This is a genomic window from Dickeya fangzhongdai (genome assembly GCF_002812485.1).
Classification (GTDB): Bacteria; Pseudomonadota; Gammaproteobacteria; order Enterobacterales; family Enterobacteriaceae; genus Dickeya; species Dickeya fangzhongdai.
Map to the genome: position 1 here is coordinate 3,576,302 of NZ_CP025003.1, position 24,071 is coordinate 3,600,372.

Consider the following 24,071-nt stretch of genomic DNA (forward strand, 5'->3'; position numbering starts at 1 on the left):
CGCCATCGTTCAGCCTATTATTAGTAAAATAAACAGACCGACTGGCTAAGCCGTCCTGATGAAGATCGCCACCGCACCTGATGACTTGAAAACCACGCGCCATCCCCCCATTTAGGGTACGTAATACGTTTCTCGGGAGGTCATATGATTAACTGTAAATTCACCATCGGACAGCAGATTCGTCATAAACTACTGGGGTACCCCGGCGTCGTCATCGACATTGATCCTGAATACTCCCTTGAGCAACCGAAATGGGAGGAGCTTGCGGTCAATGATACCCTGCGAACGGCGCCCTGGTATCACGTGGTGATGGAAGATGAGCAGGGCCGCCCGATTCATACCTACCTGGCGGAAGAGCAACTGGTCAATGAAGACCCCAACCCTTCTGAGCACCCATCGCTGGATGAACTGGCCGCCACGATCCGACGCCGCGCCCCGCGTCTGCTGCACTGACATGTAATGATTGCGGCGCTCGTTTGCCGCCAGCCGCGCGTTTACCACCAGTATTGCCTCCACCGGGAAATGCTCCCCACCGGGAAACGAGGCAGGCCGCTTATTTTTCCAGCCCCAATCGGGGAATTTCAATTTTCGGACAACGATCCATCACTACCGTCAGTCCCGCATCATGCGCCAGTACCGCCGCGGCTTCATTGATGACGCCGATTTGCAGCCACAGCACCCGCGCACCGATAGCTATCGCGTCCTGTGCGACTTCAAACGCGGCGTCCGGCTGGCGAAAGACATCGACCATATCAATCGGTTCCGGAATATCGCTCAGTGACGCATAGGCGGCTTGCCCCAACAGGGTTTGCCCCGCCAGACGCGGGCTGACCGGAATCACCCGGTATCCCTGCCCAAGCAGATAAGCCATCACGCCGTAACTGGGGCGCGAAGGGTTCTCGCTAGCCCCGACCAGCGCAATGGTTTTCACCTGGTTCAGTACCGCTTTAATATCGCTGTCTTGCATGGTTGACTCCGTGACCGTTGACCCGATGAACGCCCGCTCTCAGACATGATGCCGGAAAACCCGAAGGCGTCAGGCGCTGCCTGTTATCAGTGTAACGCAGAATACCAGCGCCGATATGTCGTGCCGGTAAAATCCATCGGCAGGCTCACCACAAGCGCGTCGTGCTACCTTATTACGCATTAATAACCAAATATTTCATTTTTTAAATTTTGACACATTCTGTCCATTACTGAACAATACGGCGATCAGATCCGTAATGAGGCATGTATGAAAACAATTCCCGCTATCGCCGCCACGCTGTGGTTGCTCACGCTCAGTTCTCTGGCGATGGCGACGACGCTGAAACTCAGGCCCGATATTGAGCTGATGATGGTCGATGGGAAAAAGGTCTCCGGTTCGCTGCTCAACGGCGCAGACAGCCTCGAACTGGAAAAGGGGTATCATCAAATCGTTTTTCAGGCGCTGCGAACGGTTGGATCATCCGCCGGGACAAAACAAACCTATCGCTCGCCCGGTCTGATTGCCGTATTCGACGCGCACAACCTCAACGAAGTTTCCATCCGCCTTCCGGACCTGGAAAGCCCGAATGCGCAGCGGGATTTCAGCCAGTCACCCGATTATCAACTGGTGGACAGCAAAAATCTGCCCATCCCGATCCGCACCGATGTGTTGCGCACCGGCGAAGTGGAATTGTCCGGTGAAATCGAAAAACGCATGGCTGACTACAACCGTTCGAGCCAACCGGCGGCTGTCATCACCTTCGCGCTGCAATCCCCCGCGAAGACTTCCGCCACTACCAACACGCCAGCCAATCCGCTGGATCCGCTCGACATCATGCAGTACTGGTTTCAGCAAGCCGACAAAGGAACGCGCCAGCGATTTCTGGAATGGGCGAAGGAAAGAGAAGCCCACTAAGCATGCTGATTTTACAGGCAAAAAACGCTGTTTTTGGAAAGATGCTCGCATTTTTTCAGTCTGCCGCTTTCCACTGAAACCGTGTTTCCGTAATCTGTAAAAACTATACTGTTCGAAGGATGTCGCCATGGAGTACACCACCCGCACAATCGAGGTGCATAAGCACATTGCTCTGGTTGCGCATGATCACTGTAAAGAATCCCTGCTGGAATGGGTTAGCGCCAACAAGGCCCAACTGGCGGAACACCATTTGTATGCGACCGGCACCACAGGCAACCTGATTCAACTGCATACCGGCCTGCCGGTCAGAAGCATGTTAAGTGGGCCGATGGGCGGTGATCAGCAGGTGGGCGCCCTGATCTCCGAGGAGAAAATCGACATGCTGATTTTTTTCTGGGATCCGCTGAACGCCGTGCCACATGACCCCGATGTCAAAGCGCTGTTGCGCCTGGCAACGGTGTGGAATATTCCGGTCGCCACCAACCGCTCCACAGCAGACTTCCTGATTAACTCCACCCTATTCCGCCAGCCGGTTTCCGTCACGATTCCGGATTACCAGCGCTATCTTCAGGGCCGTTTGAAGTAACCGCCGTTTTTACGCCAGAACTGGCCGGCTGCCCGGCCAGTTTTCCCTCCCGAAGGTAAACAGACGACGTTGCCGTTAGCCCGGTTTGCGCTGCATCGGTACGCCCAACTGATGCAAATCGTCCACAAACACCGAGGGCTCATCACGATCGTACAGCAGCCACACCTGATGTTTCGCCCGGGTCAACGCCACATATAACAATCGGCGCTCTTCCGCATCCGGGAAAGGCTCCGGCCGCGGCAACAGTACCGCTTCCAGCACCGATTCACGCGGCGGCGCGGGGAAACCGTCACGCCCTTCATGCAGCCCCAGCACAATCACATAGTCCGCCTGCTGCCCCTTGCTGGCATGAATAGTCATGAAATCAAGATGCAAATGCGGCCAGCGGGTCTGCGCCTTTTCCAGCACATCAGGCCGCAAATGGTGATAACGCGCCAGCACCAGAATGCGCGCTTCCGCTGTCACATACCCGCTCATCTTGTCCAGCAAAGCATCGAGCTGTTCCTGCGCCAGCAACACCACCGATTTTTTATTGCCGTCCCGCAGGCTATTGAGTGCTTTTTTCAGTTGTGCCGGGTTTTGTTGAATGAAGCGGCTGGCAATATCCCCGATACGGTGATTAAAGCGGTAAGTGGTATCCAGCACGCACTGCGCGCCTTCGCCAAAGTGCTGTTCAAATGCGGTGGTGAGCGTCAGTTCCGCGCCGCTGAAGCGATAGATCGCCTGCCAGTCATCGCCAACCGCAAACAGGCTGCTATCGGGAGCTTGCCGTCGCAGCGCATCCAGCAGACGGGCGCGCTGGGGAGAAATATCCTGAAACTCGTCCACCAGAATATGCCGCCACGGACTGACAAAACGGCCTTTGTCCAGGCAGTTGACCGCCTGATGGATCAGGCCGGAAAAGTCCACCGCCCCTTCGTCTTTCAACGCTTTTTTCCAGGCTTTCAGCAATGGCGCCATTAGCCGCAACCGTTGCTGAAACAGCGGGCGCGTTTCGTCATCGGCCAGCGCCAGCATTTCGCTCTGGGTACCGCCTTGCATCCGCATCAGCCCCAGCCACCGCTCCAGCCGGCCGGCCAGCCGCGACGCAATAGCCGCATCCTGCCAAAAATTCCCCTCAGGCAGAGTCCACTCCAGTTCTTCGGTCAGCCACTGCCGCCACCCTTTCGCCTGAGTTTTCTTTTCGTCACACTGCTGCTGCCAGTGCTGGATCAGAAATGCGCGCCGGTGCGCACCGTCGGTTTCCAGTTGGCTGATCACCGGCGCCTTACGGCTGCACTGCTGAATGATGTGCAGCGCCAGCGCATGGAAGGTCTTGGCCTGGACCTCGTCGCTATGCAGCCGCTCACGGATACGACTGTTCATTTCATCCGCGGCCTGCCGCCCAAACGCCAGCAGCAGGATCTGCGGCGCCGACGCCTCGGCCCGATGCAGTAACCAGGCGGCACGCGCCACCAGTACCGACGTTTTGCCGCTGCCGGCGCCGGCCAGCACCAGCACGGCGTTTTCGCCATTCACCACCGCCTGACACTGGCTGGGATTCAGCGGCGAACTTTCCACCGTATCGAAAAACGCTTTCTGCTCCGCCAGAATCGTTTCCGTCCAGCGCTGGTTAGCTTGCTGGCGCAATGCGTCCCCCTGCTCCAGCCAGCGCAGACAACGCTGATAGTTGTCCCGGCAATGTTCAAATTCGTCCAGACGCGCCAGCGGCAACGGCAGCGCGGCAAACCCCGCCCGGATATCCTGCTGCACGCGCGTCAGCGTCTGACGGCTGAACCAGCCATCCGCCGTTTCCTGCTCCGCAATTGCGTCCACTAACTGTTGCAATACGTCTTTGCAGACATCGCTCATCTCCTGGCTCCAGCTCTGCCAGGACTTGAACAGATGACGAAAAAACTGCTGGGTCTCCTGCCACTCCGTACCGTGCAGGCGCACCACCTTGTTTTCCGGCAACTCGAATTCCAGCTCGCCCCAGATCAACCCTTTCTTGCAGCGAATCGCCAGTAACTGATTAAACGGAATGAGATATTCATGCCGATCACCGCTGACATTGACGCCGGCATTCAGCAATTGCACACGGTTGTAGGGATGCTGCGCCAGATGCTTACCCAACGCGGTCGATTTCAGTTCCATGAGCCCTGCGCCATTTTCAGAAGAAATGTTCAAAGTTGTAGTGTAACCGCTATCCGACTTCGCGCTCTAGCCAGAAAAACACGTTAGAATAACCCGGCTAATAATGTGATAATTCGTTTCCCATCATAGGGTTTGACCGAGGGTAGTCATATCATGCGAGCCGTACTCAATATCCTGAATTTCGTGCTGGGCGGTTTTTTCACGACGCTCGCCTGGCTGCTGGCCACCGTCGTCAGCATTGTGCTGGTATTTACCCTGCCGCTGACCCGCTCATGCTGGGAAATTACCAAACTTTCTCTGCTGCCATACGGCAACGAGGCCATCCATGTCGATGAGCTGCGGCCGGAGCAAAAAAGTTCGCTGCTCAATGCCGGCGGCACCCTGCTGAATGTCTTCTGGCTGATCGTTTTCGGCTGGTGGCTGTGCCTGTCGCACATCGTCAGCGGCATCGCCCAGTGCCTGACGATCATCGGCATTCCGGTTGGGATCGCCAATTTCAAGATTGCCGCCATCGCCCTCTGGCCGGTGGGGCGTCGCGTGGTGTCGGTGGAAGAGGCGCAAGCCGCCAGAGAAGCCAACGCCCGCCGGCGTTATCAGTAACCGCAACGGACCATCATCGTGCAACTGAGCGTTTCGACCAACCTGCGTCGAGTCATCTACAACAGCAGTTGGCTGTATAACCTGCGGATCCTGATCGCACTCAGCGGCGTGGCGATCCTGCCCTGGTGGCTGGGTGTGCCCACCAGCACCATTCCCCTGACGCTGGGCGTGGTGGCCGCCGCCCTGACCGACCTCGATGACCGCTTGTCCGGCCGTCTGTTTAACCTGTTGATTACGCTCGCCTGCTTTCTGGTCGCTTCGGTGTCGATCGAACTGCTCTACCCGTACCCCTGGTTATTTATCGTCGGCCTGGCGATCTCGACCTGGAGCTTTATTCTGCTGGGCTCGCTGGGGCAACGCTACGCTACCATCGCTTTCGGTGCACTGCTGATCGCCATCTATACCATGCTGGGCATTTCGCTTTATAGCGACTGGTATCAACAACCGTTCCTGCTGTTGCTGGGCGCGTTGTGGTATAACCTGCTGACGCTGCTCGGCCACCTGCTGTTCCCTATCCGGCCGCTGCAGGACAATCTGGCCCGCTGCTACCAGCAACTGGCTCACTATCTGGAAACCAAATCCAACCTGTTCGACCCCGATATCGACGACAACGATCAGCCGTTGATCGACGTAGCGATGGCCAACGGTCAGTTGGTCGATACGCTCAATCAGGCCAAGGCGTCGCTGCTGACGCGGCTGCGCGGCGATCGTGGCCAGCGCGGCACCCGACGCACGCTGCACTATTATTTTGTCGCGCAGGATATCCACGAACGAGCCAGCTCGGCGCATATCCAGTATGAACAACTGCGCCACACGCTGCGCTACAGCGATGTGCCTTTTCGGTTCCAGCGCTTGCTGTTCATGTTGTCCCGCGCCTGCCAGCAAGTTTCGCAGTCCATTTTGCTACAGCAAAAATACCTGCATGACTACCGTATCGAGCGCGCCTTCTCCCATCTGGACGCCGCTATCGACAGGCTGGCTTTTCAGGGCGCGGAAACCTTATCCATCAAGGCATTACGCCATCTGCTCAATAATCTGCGCGCGATTGACGCCCAGTTAATCAATATTCAGTCCGAACAGACGCTCGAACGCCATAATCACCATCTCCCAGCAGAAAACCGGTTATCGGATGATAAAATCGCCGGCTGGAGCGATATCAGGCTGCGTCTCAACCGCCATCTTACGCCGCAGTCGTCGCTGTTCCGTCACGCAGTACGCATGTCGCTGGTGCTGTGCATCGGGTACGCCATTATTCAACTGGCCGGTTTGCACCACGGCTACTGGATTCTGCTGACCAGTCTGTTTGTCTGTCAGCCGAACTACAACGCCACTCGACGGCGTCTGGCGCTGCGTATTGTCGGCACGCTGGGCGGTGTGCTCATCGGCGTACCGCTGCTGTATATCGTTCCGTCGCTGGAAGGGCAACTGGCGCTGATTGTCATCAGCGGCGTACTGTTTTTCGCCTTCCGTACCGTGCAATATGCGCAGGCCACGCTGTTTATCACCCTGCTGGTGTTGATGTGTTTTAATCTGCTGGGCGAAGGACTGGAGGTCGCCATTCCCAGAGTGGTCGATACGTTGCTGGGCTGCGGCATTGCCTGGGCGGCGGTCAGCTTTATCTGGCCGGACTGGAAATTTCGCGGTTTGCCTGCGGTGATCGACAAGGCCATGAACAATAATTGCCGTTATCTCGACGCCATCATGGTTCAGTATCATCAGGGCAAAGACAACGGGCTTCCTTATCGGATTGCCCGCCGCGACGCCCACAACAGCGACGCGGAGCTGGCTTCGGTGGTGTCCAATATGTCCGCCGAACCGCATGCCCGACCGAACACGCTGGAAAACGCCTTCAGATTGATGTGCCTCAATCACACCCTGTTGGGGTATATCTCCACTCTGGGCGCGCACCGCGAGCACATCCGATCGGCCGAAACCCTGCAATTGCTGAATGATGCCGTCTGTTACGTCGACGACGCACTGCACCAGGACAATGGCGACCAGGCCGCGCTGGACAGAGAACTGGAGGCGCTGAAAAACCGCATCCATGCCCAGTCACCAGAGCAGGACAGTAAAGAACAGCTGGTATTACAACAGGTTAATCTAATCATTGGCCTGCTGCCGGAACTGACGCAGCTAAAAAACCAGATGATTGCCGAAGAGAATCGACAACAGACCTCGATGCACTAATTGAGCCGGGGAGGCCTGAAAGCACGTGGGCTCGTGCTCTCGAACCATTCAATCAGTTCGCTGCGCATGCCTTGCGGCAGCGCGGCCTGATGGACGCCACAGATGGCGCCGGCCAGCGCCAGCAACACATTAACACTCAGGTTCTGGCTGACGGAACGCAGCTTAAGATAGCTGGTTTTCGCTCCGAGTCGGTGCAATTCATCGATGTTTCTAATCCCCACCTTCCAGAGCAGCCGTTCCAGATCGTGATTGATATTCGGCAGGTCTTTCAGCCTGATGCAGCGTTTTTTGGCGGCTTTATCCTGCCGGGCGCCCTGAAGAGACTGCGATGCCAGTTCCAGCAGCCCCGGCTCATCCCGCCAGAGCACCTCACCCACCAGATAGTAATTAAGCGGTACCGGCAGGCCGCGTTTGGTATAAATCAGTTTGGGCGTCTGCCGGTCAAGGAAAAAGTCCTCGTTATGCTGTGCCGCACGCAAATAGAGTTCTCCGCTGGAAACAAGCGCAAAAATCACGCCGTCCGCCGCAATGCTATAACCGCCGAACTGAGATCGGGAGAGAATATTTCCCAGCGGAGCAAACACTGATTTCGCCTGCAAAATCCTTTTTTCGCATAGTCCTTTCATTACTTTTTCCTTGTATTGAACGTTTTTTCCTGTTTACCAGAGACATCCGTAACTGGAACAATTAATTAAACACAGCAAAACTGCGTCTTCAAATACAAAAAATGTTATGCAGGCAACGACATAACGATTATGCGAAGCGCTTTCAGAAATTCCGGTTGATCTTTGCTCACACAAAAGATACTGTACACACATACAGTAATGCTGTGAGGTAAAGAAATCATGCGTACTCAAACCATCCGTTCCCGCCATGTCTGCCACTCGTCACACCTGGGTCATAACGCGATGCCGAAAACCGCCTCCAGCGGGTTCATCAGCGAAATCGTCTATGGTGATGATCATCCCATGCTGACACCGCTGTTGCTTCCTTTATTACAGCAACTGGGATCGCAGTCGCGCTGGTTGCTCTGGCTTTCCCCGCAGCAAAAACTCAGCCGCTTGTGGCTGCAACAGGCAGGATTGCCGCTAGAGAAAATGATTGAACTGCATCGCATCAATCCGGTATCTACCGTTGACGCAATGGAGAAAGCATTACTGACGGGTAATTACAGCGTCGTATTGTGCTGGCTGCCAAATGAGCTGGATGATGAACAAAAAATGCGGTTGCAAAGAGCGGCACAGCATGGAAATACCTATGGATTTATTATGCGTCCAGAGGAAAAAACAATCACAAGACCATTTTCCACACTAAAAATTCACTCAAGATTGTATCATTAAATGAATATTAGGACTTTTCTTACAGGGATGTAGCAGGCTACCCGTAGCCCCCGGAAATACAGTGCCCGGGATGTTATTGCGAAGTGTTAATATCAAGAGACATCTGGTTAATCTGACAAAATCGTCCATTATTTGTTAGTAATTATGTATGAACGACTGATTTTTTCATGGTGTCTGTCACATCATACTTGTAACTTTCTCACCACGTTGTAGACTTTAGCTCGCTGGAGTTGCCCTTTCATAACGTCAGTTCACTGGCAGCAAGTAATTAGACCAAGGGCAATATCTCCGAGAAAGGATTTTAACCAAAGGCTGATTAGCTTTCAGAGTTAATTGCCGATTTGGATGATAATGAGGCGTAAAATGAAAAAAACAGCTATCGCGATTGCAGTGGCACTGGCTGGCTTTGCTACCGTAGCACAAGCCGCACCGAACGATAACACCTGGTACGCAGGTGGTAAACTGGGTTGGTCCCAGTACCACGATACCGGCCTGAACGGCAATGGTTACAACGTGACCAACGCTGCGCAGAGCCAACTGGGTGCTGGCGCATTCGGCGGTTATCAGGCTAACCCGTACCTGGGTTTTGAAATGGGCTACGACTGGCTGGGCCGTATGAAGTATAACGGCGGCAACCAGGGCAGCTTCAAAGCTCAAGGCGTTCAGCTGGCAGCTAAACTGAGCTATCCGATCGTTGACGATCTGGACATCTACACCCGTCTGGGTGGTTTTGTATGGCGTGCAGACAGCCACGACAATTCCGGCCTGAACGACCACGACACCGGCGTTTCTCCGCTGGCAGCTGTGGGTGTTGAATACGCTATCACCAAAAACTGGGCAACCCGTCTGGATTACCAGTGGGTGAACAACATCGGCGACGCGTCCACCGTTGGCGGTCGTCCGGACAATGGCCTGCTGAGCGTGGGCGTTTCTTACCGTTTCGGTCAGGAAACTGCTGCTCCGGCTCCGGTTATTGCTCCAGCTCCGGCCCCGACTCCGGCCCCGGCTCCGGTTGTTCAGACCAAACGCTTCACTCTGAAGTCTGACGTACTGTTCAACTTCAACAAAGCAACTCTGAAACCGGAAGGTCAGCGTTCTCTGGACCAGCTGTACTCTCAGCTGAGCACTCTGGATCCGAAAGACGGTTCCGTAGTGGTTCTGGGCTTCACCGACCGTCTGGGTTCCGACCAGTACAACCAGACTCTGTCCACCAAACGTGCACAGACCGTTGTTGATTACCTGGTTCACAAAGGTATCCCGGCTAACAAGATCTCTGCTCGCGGTATGGGTAAAGCTAACCCGGTTAGCGGTTCTACCTGCACTAACGTGAAAGCTCGCGCTGCACTGATCGATTGCCTGGCACCGGATCGTCGCGTAGAGATCGAAGTAAAAGGTATCAAAGACGTAGTGACTCAGCCTCAGGCTTAATTGCCGCTGAGATTGCACTTACAAGAAGTGCGGTAATCTCCATAAGGTTGCTGTCACTTCCACAGAAAACAGTCTCTGTTTTACAGAGACTGTTTTTTATTTCCACAAATCAATACTTCCCATCAATAACGTTATCCTACCCCGAGGATTTCGCTTTCCCCTCATAGAATAAATCAATGATATGAATGTTATAGCGATACCAGGCGAGTGGTATGTTACTCAGCAAATGCAACGTCTTCGTTCACAGAGATAAACCGATAAATATAGCGATGCCATGCTTACTTAAGTAAGCGACAAAAATGACACAAAAAATGATGTTTCCTGTCATCGAAAAACGGATTTTTTTTCACTTTCCCCGCTCAGGATTGCAGACTGGCTGTCAGTCTTAATACTGAATTTTAAATACAACGTTTTTCGATTGAAAAAATAGACACATCGACTTTATTAACTCATCGGATAATCTCATTAACTTCTGATTTTAAAAGTGTCCCGGTGAACGAATGAGAAGAGTCGTCATCAAGAGTGAAGGCAATGGAGAAAATATACAGCATATAAAAACCATATCATTCTGACACCCAAATTTCAGGGTAAACACATCAGAAGGAAATGGATTTAATATTAAAATTTGGAAATCTCTGTGAATATGCACAGATGAAAGTACACCGTAATATGTCGATGTTATTCAAATGAGGTCACAGCTAACATGAAGGAAAATAGCGTAGGCGCCAGTATAGCCGGTTCGGCATCCACTGGCAGCGCCACCGTCAGATGCAGAGCAGGGTTAAATCAGGCTCCGCATCTGACGGTGGATTATATTCCAGCGGCACACTGCGCAGCGTTTCCAGCGACGGCAGAACCACCAAAATTCCCTATCGCTTATATTCAGACAGCACGCGCACCAATGAAATAACTATTGGCGGCAGCGTACAGATTAACGCCAATGGTACCGCACAGGATATTACGGTTTATGGTTGAATACTGCCGGGAGATCAAAGCAGCGCCAGTCCAGCGATAGGAACCTATACCAACACCGTTGTCGCCACGCTTTTCTGGTAGCCATATTTTTTAACTGCGAGTGGATAGGTCAGCGAAGTTATTTCTGATGGTTGATGCCGTCAGCAAGACCAGAACGGCCACCATTAACGTTTTCGCCACCATCATTGCCGGTTGTGCCTTCGGTACCACGATGGGCTTCTATTCCGGTGATCTGGGAACGATTGATTTCGGAATGCATACGGAAATCCCGAATAATCGCCATGCCGCAGGCGGTGAAGGAGCCGGATCGATTGTGGTGACCTGTACGCCAGACTCGTCCATGACTATCACGCTTGATTACGACTAAAATAGCGGCGGCAGTTCTGCTCATTATCTGAAAAACACGAATACCGCGGATAGAATTGCCTACCAGCTTTATCAGGACGCCAATTGTTCTACAATTTGGGGAACCGGTGCGCTGACATATAGCGTGAGTTCATTTCCGGAAAAAAATACAGTGGCATATCGTTTATGACCGGTTATTTTGACAAGCTCAGCAACCCGCATAGGTACCTATACGGATAAGGTGACAATAACCATTTCATATTGAATCAGAGAAAATGTGAAACGGACGACAATAATTTACCTGCTTGTTTTAATGTTTATCTCCCATGCCGGTCTGGCCGATTTATCAAACCATTGAAACCAACCAACGCAGCACTACCGTCTGGCTGGGAAATAAATCGCACCAGGATACAAAATTACAGATACAGGTTGTAGCCTGGCATCAGGAAAATAATCACGATGTTTATCATGACCCTAATGACGTCATCGCCAGCCCGTCCTTTACCTCCATTCCAACGGCAAAACGGCAATTAATCCGGTGATGAGGCTCACCACGCTGCCTGCCGGCCAGCAAACAGCCTATCGCATTATTATTGATGAAGTGCCGGATTATTCCCCCGCTGACGGCACGCTGGCGGTAAATATGGTGGTGATGAAGGACTGTTTAATTATCAGCGCACCGGATGTCGATTTCGGTTCGGCCGCCTTCCCTTCGGCATTCACGTCCGTCAGCAGCAACATCATCGCCGTACAGCGCACCCAAACCCCCCCCTTACAGCATCAATCTGAGCGGCACGAACGATCTCGGCAACCGGCGGCAGATGGCGCCGGTGCCGGCAGGGACTTAACCGATACCGTAACGATCACGCTGACTTACTAAGCTGTCCCCCCATCATGCAGGACACGGCAGCCTGGGCACGCATTCAAATCTGATAAAGACCAAAACGAACAGGGCAGGGAACCGATACCGGCTCCCCGCCCTGTCATACCACGCCGCCACAGCAGCGTACGCCCGTCGATCAGGCGCTGGCGGTATTCAGTTGTTCAATCTCCCGAAGCGTCAGCGTCAGCCGGGTAGCGCTGGCCAGCTCCGCCACCTGCTCGACCGACGTGGCGCTGACTATCGGCGACGTCACGCCGGGCCGGGCAATCAGCCATGCCAGCGCGACCTGACCCGGCGAGGTGCGGTGCGCCTCGGCCACCTGATCAAGTGCCTCAAGAATCGCCAGACCGCGCGGGTTGAGATAACGTTCCACCACGCCCTGACCGCGCGCGCTTTTCGCGGCATCGGCAGCCGAGCGATATTTGCCGGACAAAAAGCCGCTCGCCAGCGAATAATACCCAATCACGCCCAGCCCGTTGGCCTTCACCACCGGCTCCAGCGTGGATTCATAGTGCTGGCGATCGTACAGGTTATATTCCGGCTGCAGGGTTTCATAACGCGCCAGATGGTTATCCTTGCTAACCTGCAACGCCTGCGCCAGACGTTCGCCGTCATAATTGGATGCGCCGATGGCGCGTACCTTGCCTTCGCGGATCAGCGCGTCGAACGCCGACAGCGTCTCTTCCAGCAGGGTGCTTTTATCATCATCATGGGATTGATACAGGTCGATATAATCGGTCTGCAGGCGACGCAGCGAATCTTCCACCGCCCGACGGATGTAAGCGGCCGACAACCCGTGCCGCTCGCCGCCCATGTCCTTGCCCACTTTGGTGGCGATAATCACCCGATCGCGGTTTCCACGTTGTTTCAGCCAGTTGCCAATAATGCTTTCCGACTCGCCGCCTTTATTGCCTGGCGCCCAGGTCGAATACATATCAGCGGTATCAATAAAGTGCAGCCCTTGATCAAGCAGGGCGTCCAGCACCCGAAACGAGGCTGACTCGTCAATGGTCCAGCCAAACACGTTGCCGCCAAAAGTCAGCAACGGCACCCGAATTCCTGAATGTCCCAGTTCTCGTAATGCGTCAGACGCAGGCATTGTCATCTCCTTGTGTTGTTTCCCAGCCCGACGAGGTTGCCGGCGGGGAATCTTCATCACAGCATTTTCCGGTCAGACATGATGAAATCGTCCCGACATCACCCAGACAGAAGTGAATGCTATGAGACCCACGCTTTAGTTTAGGTTATTTTCCGCGATATAATCTCGCTTTTGCGCCTTACGTCTCATTTTAAGCGCAATCGTTACATAAAATGACGACCAAAAATCGGCCCCTATCATAATTTGGAGCAAACATGTCCAACATTCTGCAATTTATTCTGGCGCTGCTCGTTGTCGCCGGCCTGTCACTGCTGGTGTGCCGCGATCGTAAAAGCATTCGCGTCAGGTATATTGTTCAACTTTTAGTCATTGAAATTCTGCTTGCCTATTTCTTCCTCTATTCCAGCGCAGGCTTGGGTTTCGTAAAAGGCTTTGCGGGTCTGTTCGACAAGCTGCTCAGTTTCGCTGGAGAAGGCACCACCTTCGTCTTCGGCAATATCGGTAACAATAGCTTCGTGTTCTTCCTGAAAGTACTGTGCCCGATCGTGTTCATTTCCGCGCTGATCGGTATTTTGCAGCACATCAAAGTCCTGCCGTTCATCATCCGTCTGATCGGTACCATCCTGTCCAAAGTCAACGGCATGGGCAAACTGGAATCCTTCAACGCCGTCAGCTCGCTGATTCTGGGCCAGTCTGAAAACTTCATCGCGTATAAAGACATTCTGGGGCAGATGTCCGAGAAACGGATGTACACCATGGCCGCCACCGCCATGTCCACGGTATCGATGTCAATCGTCGGCGCCTACATGTCGATGCTGGACGCCAAATACGTCGTGGCGGCGCTGGTGCTCAACATGTTCAGCACCTTCATCGTGCTGTCGCTCATCAACCCTTACGACACCAACGAAGAAAAAGAGCTGCACCTGAGCAACCTGCACGAAGGTCAGAGCTTCTTTGAAATGCTGGGCGAATACATTCTGGCGGGTTTCAAGGTTGCGGTGATCGTCGCCGCTATGCTGATCGGTTTCATCGCGCTGATCGCCGGCATCAACGCCCTGTTCAGCGCCGTATTCGGTCTGAGCTTCCAGGAAGTGCTGGGTTACGCGTTCTATCCGCTCGCCTGGGTGATGGGCATTCCGAAAGCCGAAGCGTTGCAGGTCGGCAGTATTATGGCGACCAAGCTGGTATCCAACGAATTCGTCGCCATGATGGAACTGCAGAAAGTGGCCGGTCAGCTGTCGCCGCGTAGCGTGGGCATCCTGTCGGTCTTCCTGGTATCTTTCGCCAACTTCTCGTCGATCGGCATCGTGGCCGGGGCGATCAAGGGGCTGAACGAAATGCAGGGCAACACCGTTTCCCGTTTCGGCCTGAAGCTGGTGTACGGCTCCACGCTGGTCAGCTTGCTGTCCGCCGCCGTCGCCGGTCTGGTGCTGTAATCCCGCCGTCTTGAGAATGACATCTCGCTGACACACCAGGCATACCATCCCCGGCGTTTACCGCGCCGGGGATTCTTTTTCTACAAACCCTGACATATCTTCCATATTTCCTCCATTTTTGTCCTCCGTTCGCTGTTTAAACTAGTATCATAATATTCAGTGTTTCATGGGCTTATCTTGGCCTGTGCTGATTGGAGGTTCCTTCCATAGCTATGAACGCCACACGCTTATCTCGCTTCCTGATACTGGCTGTTGTTATTGCCGCCATTTTTTTCGCCTGGCGTTATTTCCATACATCACAATCAGAATCCGCCAACGGGGGGACCGCCACACAGCAAGCCACCCATCAGGGACAAGGCCGAAGCGGCGGCGGTCGCCGCGGCGGCTCTTCAGCGCCGCCGCCGGTACAGGCCGCACTCTCTTCTTCGTCCTCCGTGCCTTATTACCTGTCGGGTCTGGGTACGGTTACCGCCGCCAATACCGTCACGGTGCACAGCCGGGTCAGCGGCCAGTTGATGGCGATCCACTTTCAGGAAGGGCAACAGGTTAAGGAAGGTGACCTGCTGGCGGAAATCGATCCGCGCCCGTTCGACGTCGCATTGACGCAGGCACAGGGGCAACTGGCCAAAGATCAGGCGCTGCTGGTCAACGCCCGTCAGGATTTGGCCCGCTACCGGCAACTGTCCAAAACCAGTCTGGTTTCCGGTCAGCAACTGGACACCCAGGAATCGCTGGTGCGCCAGTATGAAGCGACGGTGAAATCGGATCAGGGTTCGGTCGCCAGCGCGCAGTTGCAGTTGGATTACAGCCGCATCACCGCGCCGTTTAGCGGCCGCGTCGGCCTGCGTCAGATTGACATCGGCAACTACGTCACCAGCACCGATAATCTGCTGGTGTTAACGCAAACCCACCCGATCGACGCCGTTTTCACCGTGCCGGAAAGCGATATCGCCACCGTGCTGAAAGCGCAGAAATCCGGTCAACCGGTACAGGTGGAAGCCTGGGATCGCGCCAATCAGCACATTCTCTCTCAGGGCCGACTGCTGAGCATGGATAACCAGATCGACGCCACCACCGGCACCATCAAGCTGAAAGCCCGCTTCGACAATACCGACGATGCGCTGTTCCCCAACCAGTTCGTCAACATCAAGATGAAAGTGGATACCCTGCAAAATGTGGTGGTGGCGCCGTCATCCGCGATCCAGATGGGTAACGAAGGGCGCTTTGTCTGGGTACTGAACGACCAGGATCAGGTCAGCAAACACCTTGTCACCACCGGTATTCAGTACGGCCAGCAAACCGTGGTTTCGACCGGGTTGAACGCCGGCGAACGGGTGGTCACCGACGGGATCGATCGCCTGACCGAAGGTGCGCGCGTTGAAGTACTGGCGCCCGCGACGGCGGATGCCAAATCCACCGCCGGCACGGAAAAACGTCAGCATAAAGCGGAGAAATCCTGATGCAGGAGACGACGCCGTTACAGGACGCCGCGCCGCTTGATGGCGGCGGGCCGTCGCGCCTGTTTATTCTCCGGCCGATCGCCACCACGCTGCTGATGATCGCTATCCTGCTGGCCGGGATCGTCGGCTATCGCGCATTGCCGGTTTCGGCGCTGCCGGAAGTGGACTACCCGACGATTCAGGTGGTGACGTTGTACCCCGGCGCCAGTCCGGACGTGATGACCTCGGCGGTCACCGCGCCGCTGGAACATCAGTTCGGCAGCATGTCCGGCCTCAAGCAGATGTCGAGCCAAAGCTCCGGCGGTTCATCGGTGATCACGCTGCAGTTCCAGCTTTCGCTGCCGCTGGACGTAGCGGAACAGGATGTGCAGGCGGCCATTAACGCCGCCACCAATCTGCTGCCCAGCGATCTGCCTTTCCCGCCCACCTACAGCAAAGTCAACCCGGCGGATCCGCCGATCATGACGCTGGCGGTCACCTCCACCGCCCTGCCGCTGACGCAGGTGCAGGACATGATCGAAACGCGCATCGCGCAGAAGATTGCCCAGGTGGAAGGCGTCGGGCTGGTTACTCTGGCCGGCGGACAACGGCCGTCGGTGCGGGTCAAACTCAATCCGGGCGCGCTGGCCGCCTATGGGTTGAGCAGCGAAACGGTGCGCACCGCCATCACTGCCGCCAACGTCAACACCCCCAAAGGCAGTTTTGACGGCCCGGCACGCGCGGTCACGCTATCCGCCAACGACCAGATGCGTTCGCTCGACGACTACCGCCAGTTGATCATTGCCTGGAAAAACAACGCGCCGGTGCGGCTACAGGATGTCGCCACGGTAGAACAGGCGGCGGAAAACACCCATCTGGCGGCATGGGCCAACCAGAATCAGGCGATTGTCCTCAACATTCAGCGTCAGCCGGGGGCTAATGTGATCGCCACCGCCGACCATATCCGCAGCCTGTTGCCGACGCTGAAAGCCAGTTTGCCCAAATCGGTGGACGTCGCTCTGCTCACCGACCGCACCACCACCATCCGCGCGTCGGTGGACGATGTGCAGTTTGAGCTGATTCTGGCTATAGCGCTGGTGGTGATGGTGATTTACCTGTTTCTGCGTAACGCGGTGGCGACGCTGATCCCCAGCATCGCGGTGCCGCTGTCGCTGGTGGGTACCTTCGCCGCCATGTATTTTCTCGGTTTCTCGATCAACAACCTGACGCTGATGGCGCTGACCATCGCCACCGGTTTTGTGGTGGATGACGCCATCGTGGTGATCGAAAACATCGCCCGTTATATCGAGAAAGGCGAAAAACCGCTGCAGGCGGCGCTGAAAGGCGCGGGGGAAATCGGCTTTACCATTATCTCGCTGACCTTTTCGCTGATCGCGGTGCTGATCCCGCTGCTGTTCATGGGCGATATCATCGGCCGTCTGTTCCGCGAATTCGCCGTTACGCTGGCGGTGTCGATCCTGATCTCCGCCGTGGTGTCGCTGACGCTGACGCCCATGATGTGCGCTCGCCTGCTCAGCCACCAGTCGCTGAGCCGGCAGAACCGTTTTACCCGCGCCAGCGAGCGCTTCTTTGATGGCGTGATCGCGCTATACGGCCGCGGCCTGACGCGGGTGCTCAGTCATCCGTGGATTACCCTCGGCGTCGCGCTGAGCACGCTGGTGCTGACCATTCTGCTGTATATCGTGATCCCCAAAGGCTTTTTCCCGATACAGGACAACGGCATCATTCAGGGTACCGTCCAGGCGTCGCAAACCATCTCGTTCACCGGCATGGTGGACAAACAGCAGCAGGTCACCGCGCTGATCATGAAGGACCCGGCGGTGGAAAGCGTCTCGTCGTTTATCGGCGTCGACGGCACCAACCCGTCGCTCAACAGCGGCAGATTGCAGATCAACCTGAAACCGCTGGAGGAACGCAGCGACCGTATTCAGGGCGTGATTGAACGACTGCAACAACAAATGTCCGCCCTGCCCGGCGTTCAGCTTTATCTGCAACCGGTGCAGGACCTGACCATCGATACCCAGGTCAGCCGCACCCAGTATCAGTTCACCCTGCAAACCATGTCGCTGGATGAACTCAGCACCTGGGTGCCGAAGCTGACCGCCGAGCTACAGAAACTGCCGCAGTTGCAGGATGTCAGCAGCGACTGGCAGGACAGCGGCGCGGTGGCCTACCTCAAGGTCAACCGCGACAGCGCCAGCCGCCTCGGCATCACCATGTCGCAGGTGGACAGCGCGCTGTACAACGCCTTCGGCCAGCGGCTGATCTCCACCATTTATACCCAGTCCAATCAGTACCGGGTAGTGCTGGAACAGCATCACGACAGCAGCAACGGACTGGCGGCGCTGGACGATATCCGGCTGATCAACAGTAGCGGCGGCGTGGTGCCGCTCAGTAGCATCGCCTCGGTAGAAGAGCGTCAGGGGCCGCTGTCGATCAACCACATCGATCAGTTCCCCTCCACCACCATTTCGTTCAACGTGGCGCCCGGCTACGCGCTGGGGGATGCGGTGAAAGTCATCCAGGAAACGCAGCAGCAGATGCAGTTGCCCAGCGACATCATTACCCGCTTTCAGGGCAGCACGCTGGCGTTCCAGTCGGCGCTGACCAGCACCATCTGGCTGGTGGTGGCCGCGGTCGTGGCGATGTATATCGTGCTGGGCGTGCTGTATGAAAGTTTTATCCACCCGGTCACCATCCTCTCCACCCTGCCGACCGCCGGGGTCGGCGCGCTGCTGGCGCTGATGATCGCAGGCAGCGACCTGAACATCATCGCCATCATCGGCATCATTTTGCTGATCGGCATCGTGAAGAAGAACGCCATCATGATGATCGATTTTGCGCTGGCCGCTGAACGCGAACAGGGCATGACGCCGTATCAGGCCATTTATCAGGCTTGTCTGCTGCGTTTTCGCCCGATCCTGATGACGACGATGGCGGCGCTGCTCAGCGCCGTACCGCTGATGTTCAGTACCGGCGTAGGCGCGGAGCTGCGCCGCCCGCTCGGCATCTGTATGGTCGGCGGGCTGGTGATGAGCCAGGTGCTGACGCTGTTTACCACACCGGTGATTTACCTGCTGTTTGACCGCCTGGCGCATCGCCTGCGTCGCCGCCAGCCGCAGGAAGGGGAAGCACAGTGAAGTTCTTCGCGCTGTTTATCCATCGTCCGGTCGCCACCACGTTGCTGGCGCTGGCGATAGCGCTGTGCGGCCTGCTCGGCTATCAGTTGCTGCCGGTGTCGCCGCTGCCGCAGGTGGATTATCCGGTGATTTCGGTCACCGCCACCCTGCCCGGCGCATCGCCGGAAACCATGGCGTCGTCGGTGGCGACGCCGCTGGAGCGCTCGCTGGGCCGCATCGCCGGCGTCAATGAAATGACGTCGATGAGTTCGCTGGGCAATACCCGCATCATCCTGCAGTTTGCGCTGGAGCGCGACATCAACGGCGCGGCCCGCGACGTGCAGGCGGCGATCAACGCCGCCCAAAGCCTGTTGCCGAGCAGCATGCCGAGCCGTCCTTACTACCGTAAAGTGAACCCGTCCGATGCGCCGATCATGATCATGACGCTGACATCGGACACCTATGGTCCCGGCCAGTTGTACGACTACGCCTCCACCCAGATTGCCCAGCGCGTCTCGCAGATCGACGGCGTCGGCGACGTCACCATCGGCGGCAGCTCGTTGCCGGCGGTGCGAGTGGCGCTCAACCCGCAGGCGCTGTTCAATCAGGGCGTATCGCTGGACGCCGTGCGCCAGTCGATCGCCCAGTCCAACGTGCGCCAGCCGCTCGGCAGCGTCGACAGCGGCAGCACTCACTACCAGATTCAGACCAACGACGAGCTGAAAACCGCCGACGCCTATCGCTCGCTGATCGTCCACTACAACAATGGCGCGCCGGTGCGCCTGAGCGACGTGGCGACAGTGAAAGATTCGGTGCAGAACGTGCTCAACGCCGGGATGACCAACGCCAAACCCGCCATTCTGGTGATGATCCGCCGGGCGCCGGACGCCAATATCATTTCCACCGTCGATGCCATCCGCGCTTCGATGCCGGAACTGCAGGCCCTGCTGCCCGCGTCAATCACCCTGAATGTCGCGCAGGACCGCTCGCCCACCATTCGCGCCTCGCTGCGCGATGTCGAGCGCTCGTTGACTATCGCCGTGTCGCTGGTGATTCTGGTGGTGTTTCTGTTCCTGCGCTCCGGGCGCGCCACGCTGATTCCGGCCATCGCCGTACCGGTGTCGCTGATCGGCACCTTCTCCGCCATGTACCTGTGCGGTTTCAGCCTTAACAACCTGTCGCTGATGGCGTTGACCGTCGCCACCGGTTTCGTGGTGGATGACGCCATCGTGGTGCTGGAGAACATTTCCCGCCATATCGAAGCGGGCATGAAACCGCTGCAAGCCTCATTGCAAGGGGTGCGGGAGGTCGGCTTCACCGTGGTGTCGATGAGCCTGTCGCTGATCGCGGTGTTTATTCCACTGCTGTTCATGGATGGCCTGCCGGGGCGATTGTTCCGCGAGTTCTCGATTACGCTGTCGGTGGCGATCCTGATTTCATTGCTGGTGTCCATCACCCTGACGCCGATGATGTGCGCCCGGCTGCTGCGCCATCACGCGCCCCGCAGCCAGCCGCGCACCCGCGGCTTCAACCGGCTCCTGCTCGGGCTGCAACAAGGTTACGGCCGCAGCCTGCGCTGGGTGCTGAACCACTCGCGCTGGGTGATGATGGTGCTGCTGGGCACTATCGGCCTGAGCGTCTGGTTGTACATCAGCATTCCCAAAACCTTCTTCCCCGAGCAGGACACCGGCCGGTTGATGGGGTTTATTCAGGCCGACCAGAGCATCTCCTTCCAGGCGATGAAGCGCAAACTGCAGGATTTCATGACCATCGTGCGCGCCGACCCGGCGGTGGATAACGTCACCGGTTTCACCGGCGGCATGCGCACCAACAGCGGCTCGATGTTCATCAGCCTGAAGCCGCTGGCCCAGCGTGACGTCAGCGCCCAGCAGGTGATAACCCGGCTGCGCGCCAACCTGGCGAAAGAGCCGGGCGCCAACCTGTACCTGATGGCGGTGCAGGACGTGCGCATCGGCGGGCGCGAGTCCAACGCCGGTTACCAGTTCTCGCTGCTGTCGGATGACCTGTCGGTGCTGAGAACCTGGGAGCCGAAAATCCGCGATGCCCTGAGCAAGCTGCCGCAACTGGCGGACGTCAGTTCCGACCAACAGGACAAGGGCGCCGAGCTGATGATGGTGTACGATCGCGACGCGATGGCGCGCCTCGGCATCAACGTCTCCAGCGTCAACACGCTGCTGAACAACGCCTTCGGTCAGCGCCAGATCTCCACCATCTACCAGCCGATGAACCAGTACAAGGTGGTGATGGAGGTGGATTCAGCCTACACCCAGGACCCGAGTTCGCTGGATAAGATGTTTGTAATCAACAACGACGGCAAGCCGATACCGCTGTCGTTCTTCGCCCGCTGGCAGCCGGCCAACGCGCCGCTGGCGGTCAACCATCAGGGGCTGTCGGCCGCCGCCACCCTCTCCTTCAACCTGCCGGAAGGCGCCAGCCTGTCGGACGCCACCACCGCCATCGAGCGCACCATGACCGCGCTGGGGGTGCCGCCCACCGTGCGGGGCCAGTTTGCCGGTACCGCGCTGGCGTTCCAGCAGTCGCAACATTCGCAGGTGGTGCTGATCATCGCGGCGATCCTGACGGTGTATATCGTGCTGGGGATACTGTACGAGAATGTCGCCCACCCGCTAACCATTCTCTCGACGCTGCCGTCCGCCGGGGTCGGCGCGCTGCTGGCGCTGGAGCTGTTTGACAAACCGTTCAGCCTGATCGCGCTGATTGGCATTCTGCTGTTGATCGGCATCGTGAAGAAAAACGCCATCATGATGGTGGACTTTGCGCTGGTGGCGCAGCGTGAAGGAAAACTGCCGGCGCGCGAGGCGATTTTCCGCGCCTGCATGTTGCGTTTCCGCCCGATCATGATGACCACGATGGCGGCGCTGTTCGGCGCGCTGCCGCTGGTACTGAGCAGCGGCGACGGTTCTGAGCTGCGCCAGCCGCTCGGCATCACCATCGTCGGCGGGCTGGTGATGAGCCAGTTGCTGACGCTGTACACCACGCCGGTGGTGTACCTGTTCTTTGATCGCCTGCAATGGCGTCGCCGCGAACGCCCTGACGCGACCGCGCATACCGAACCGTCGGCCTGATGCCGCGCTAGCCGTACCTGTAACAATTCGCCGGGGTTCGCCCCGGCGCCTGCAAGGGACAGGATATTCCCGGGAGTAACACCAAGCATGACCAATCAGCCCGCCTCCGTTCGCTGGCAATTGTGGATTGTGGCCTTCGGCTTTTTTATGCAAGCGCTGGACACCACCATCGTCAACACCGCCCTGCCCTCCATGGCTGTCAGCCTCAATGAAAGCCCGCTGCGTATGCATGCCGTGATCGTGGCCTATGTGCTGACGGTGGCGATGATGCTGCCTGCCAGCGGCTGGCTGGCGGACCGGCTAGGCGTGCGGAACGTCTTCTTTTCCGCCATCGTGCTGTTCAGCCTCGGCTCGCTGCTGTGCGCTCGCTCCACCACCCTGAACGAACTGCTGTTTTCCCGCGTGCTTCAGGGCGTCGGCGGCGCGATGATGGTGCCGATCGGCCGGCTGACGGTGATGAAGCTGGTGCCGCGCGATCAGTACATGGCGGCGATGACCTTCGTCACGCTGCCGGGGCAGATCGGCCCGCTGATGGGACCGACGCTCGGCGGCTTTCTGGTGCAGTACGCCAGCTGGCACTGGATTTTCCTGATCAATATTCCGGTCGGCCTGGTCGGCGCCCTCGCCACCTGGTTGCTGATGCCCAATTTCACCATGCCGCCGCGCCGTTTCGACCTGCGCGGCTTTGTCTGTCTGGTCATCGCCATGGGCGCCCTGACGCTGGCGCTGGACGGCCAGAAAAGCCTCGGTTTGTCGGCGCCGGCGCTGAGCGCGCTGGTGCTGACCGGCCTGCTGGCGCTGCTGGGGTATTGGCTGCACGCCAGAAACAATGAGCAGTCGTTGTTCAACCTGCGTCTGTTCGACACCCGCAGCTTTACCATCGGGCTGTTCGGTGGCTGGCTGGCGCGCATCGGCAGCGGCATGCTGCCGTTCATGACCCCGGTGTTTCTGCAAATCGGGCTGGGATACACGCCGTTTCACGCCGGCATGATGATGATTCCGCTGGTGCTGGGTAACATGGGGATGAAACGGCTGGTGGTGATTATCGTTAACCGGTTCGGCTACCGCGCGGTACTGATCGCCTCCACCCTGACGCTGGCGCTCGCTACCCTGCTGTTTGCGCTGGTGGCGCTAATGAGCTGGCACTGGATGATGCCGGTGGTGCTGCTGCTGGTTGGCATGGTGAACGGTATTCGCTTTTCCACCATGAATACCCTGACGCTCAAGGACCTGCCGGACTCCCTGGCCAGCGGCGGCAACAGCCTGTTGTCGATGTCGATGCAGTTATCCACCAGTATGGGGGTGACCATCGCCGGCCTGCTGCTGGGGATTTTCGCCAACCAGCATCTGGTGAGCGGCGCGCCGGAAACCCACACCGTATTCCTTTACACCTATCTCTGCATGGTGGTGGTGATGGCGTTCCCGGCGCTGATTTTCAACCGGGTGCCGTCCGATACCGTTCAACAGGCGACGCTGACGCGTTCCTCATGA

18 protein-coding genes and 1 pseudogene are annotated in these 24,071 nt (G+C 56.9%); 15 read left to right on the forward strand and 4 right to left on the reverse strand.

Features of this window, described 5'->3' with window-relative positions:
* Positions 1–144 precede the first annotated feature (144 nt).
* Complete coding sequence (hspQ, locus tag CVE23_RS15940; RefSeq protein WP_013318896.1) at positions 145–453, forward strand: heat shock protein HspQ; 309 nt, start codon at positions 145–147, stop codon at positions 451–453.
* A 100-nt stretch (positions 454–553) separates the two neighbouring features.
* Here hspQ and CVE23_RS15945 read toward each other — a convergent pair whose 3' ends face one another.
* Positions 554–967 carry a CoA-binding protein gene (locus tag CVE23_RS15945; protein ID WP_038919790.1) on the reverse strand — a complete coding sequence of 138 codons (414 nt, stop codon included), beginning with the start codon at positions 965–967 and terminating at the stop codon, positions 554–556.
* Positions 968–1,234: 267 nt separating this feature from the next.
* Here CVE23_RS15945 and CVE23_RS15950 point away from each other — a divergent pair, with 267 nt between their 5' ends.
* Both CVE23_RS15950 and CVE23_RS15955 read left to right on the forward strand, forming a co-directional pair.
* Positions 1,235–1,882, forward strand: a complete 648-nt coding sequence (locus CVE23_RS15950) for a DUF2057 family protein (RefSeq protein ID WP_100849928.1) — start codon at positions 1,235–1,237, stop codon at positions 1,880–1,882.
* Positions 1,883–2,009: 127 nt separating this feature from the next.
* Positions 2,010–2,468 carry a methylglyoxal synthase gene (locus CVE23_RS15955; RefSeq protein WP_100849929.1) on the forward strand — a complete coding sequence of 153 codons (459 nt, stop codon included), beginning with the start codon at positions 2,010–2,012 and terminating at the stop codon, positions 2,466–2,468.
* A 75-nt stretch (positions 2,469–2,543) separates the two neighbouring features.
* On the opposite strand, the gene helD is transcribed toward CVE23_RS15955, so the two are convergent.
* Entirely contained in the window at positions 2,544–4,601 is a 2,058-nt protein-coding gene (gene helD / locus CVE23_RS15960; RefSeq protein ID WP_100849930.1) for a DNA helicase IV, read from the reverse strand.
* A 153-nt stretch (positions 4,602–4,754) separates the two neighbouring features.
* Between helD and CVE23_RS15965 the strand changes: the two genes are divergently transcribed.
* Both CVE23_RS15965 and yccS read left to right on the forward strand, forming a co-directional pair.
* Positions 4,755–5,201: a YccF domain-containing protein gene (locus CVE23_RS15965; RefSeq protein ID WP_038919793.1), complete on the forward strand. Its 447-nt coding sequence runs from the start codon at positions 4,755–4,757 to the stop codon at positions 5,199–5,201.
* Between the two features lie 18 nt (positions 5,202–5,219).
* Positions 5,220–7,388, forward strand: coding sequence for a YccS family putative transporter (yccS, locus tag CVE23_RS15970; protein WP_038919795.1), 2,169 nt, complete (start codon positions 5,220–5,222; stop codon positions 7,386–7,388).
* Here the strand turns inward: yccS and CVE23_RS15975 are convergent.
* The gene (locus CVE23_RS15975) at positions 7,385–8,014 is read right to left on the reverse strand and encodes a TfoX/Sxy family DNA transformation protein (RefSeq protein ID WP_038919796.1); all 630 of its coding nucleotides are present in this window, start codon (positions 8,012–8,014) and stop codon (positions 7,385–7,387) included. The two genes, yccS and CVE23_RS15975, sit on opposite strands and share 4 nt — an antisense overlap.
* 219 nt (positions 8,015–8,233) lie before the next feature.
* On the opposite strand from CVE23_RS15975, the gene sulA reads away from it, so the two are divergent.
* The 5 genes and pseudogenes from sulA (at position 8,234) to CVE23_RS16010 (ending at position 12,356) form a co-directional block, all read left to right on the forward strand.
* Complete coding sequence (gene sulA / locus CVE23_RS15980; protein WP_038919797.1) at positions 8,234–8,728, forward strand: SOS-induced cell division inhibitor SulA; 495 nt, start codon at positions 8,234–8,236, stop codon at positions 8,726–8,728.
* Positions 8,729–9,091: 363 nt separating this feature from the next.
* On the forward strand, positions 9,092–10,156 hold the full coding sequence (gene ompA, locus CVE23_RS15985) for a porin OmpA (RefSeq protein ID WP_038919798.1): 1,065 nt from the start codon (positions 9,092–9,094) through the stop codon (positions 10,154–10,156).
* A gap of 768 nt (positions 10,157–10,924) precedes the next feature.
* Positions 10,925–11,131: a spore coat protein U domain-containing protein gene (locus CVE23_RS23275; protein WP_100849931.1), complete on the forward strand. Its 207-nt coding sequence runs from the start codon at positions 10,925–10,927 to the stop codon at positions 11,129–11,131.
* A 127-nt stretch (positions 11,132–11,258) separates the two neighbouring features.
* Positions 11,259–11,666 (forward strand): annotated as a pseudogene (locus CVE23_RS23120) (Csu type fimbrial protein).
* 351 nt (positions 11,667–12,017) lie between these two features.
* Complete coding sequence (locus CVE23_RS16010; protein WP_100849934.1) at positions 12,018–12,356, forward strand: Csu type fimbrial protein; 339 nt, start codon at positions 12,018–12,020, stop codon at positions 12,354–12,356.
* A 139-nt stretch (positions 12,357–12,495) separates the two neighbouring features.
* Here the strand turns inward: CVE23_RS16010 and CVE23_RS16015 are convergent, their stop codons facing one another.
* Positions 12,496–13,458, reverse strand: coding sequence for an aldo/keto reductase (locus tag CVE23_RS16015; RefSeq protein ID WP_100849935.1), 963 nt, complete (start codon positions 13,456–13,458; stop codon positions 12,496–12,498).
* A gap of 254 nt (positions 13,459–13,712) precedes the next feature.
* Here CVE23_RS16015 and CVE23_RS16020 point away from each other — a divergent pair, with 254 nt between their 5' ends.
* From CVE23_RS16020 to mdtD, 5 genes are all read left to right on the forward strand, one after another.
* Positions 13,713–14,894, forward strand: a complete 1,182-nt coding sequence (locus tag CVE23_RS16020; protein WP_038911659.1) for a NupC/NupG family nucleoside CNT transporter — start codon at positions 13,713–13,715, stop codon at positions 14,892–14,894.
* A gap of 212 nt (positions 14,895–15,106) precedes the next feature.
* A complete protein-coding gene (locus tag CVE23_RS16025) occupies positions 15,107–16,354 on the forward strand; it encodes an MdtA/MuxA family multidrug efflux RND transporter periplasmic adaptor subunit (protein ID WP_100849936.1) in 1,248 nt (415 codons plus the stop codon).
* Complete coding sequence (locus tag CVE23_RS16030) at positions 16,354–19,494, forward strand: MdtB/MuxB family multidrug efflux RND transporter permease subunit (protein WP_049854895.1); 3,141 nt, start codon at positions 16,354–16,356, stop codon at positions 19,492–19,494. Before CVE23_RS16025 ends, CVE23_RS16030 begins: the two co-directional genes overlap by 1 nt.
* Entirely contained in the window at positions 19,491–22,580 is a 3,090-nt protein-coding gene (gene mdtC / locus CVE23_RS16035) for a multidrug efflux RND transporter permease subunit MdtC (protein ID WP_100849937.1), read from the forward strand. The genes CVE23_RS16030 and mdtC overlap by 4 nt, the downstream gene beginning before the upstream one ends.
* 87 nt (positions 22,581–22,667) lie before the next feature.
* Entirely contained in the window at positions 22,668–24,071 is a 1,404-nt protein-coding gene (gene mdtD, locus CVE23_RS16040; RefSeq protein ID WP_100849938.1) for a multidrug transporter subunit MdtD, read from the forward strand.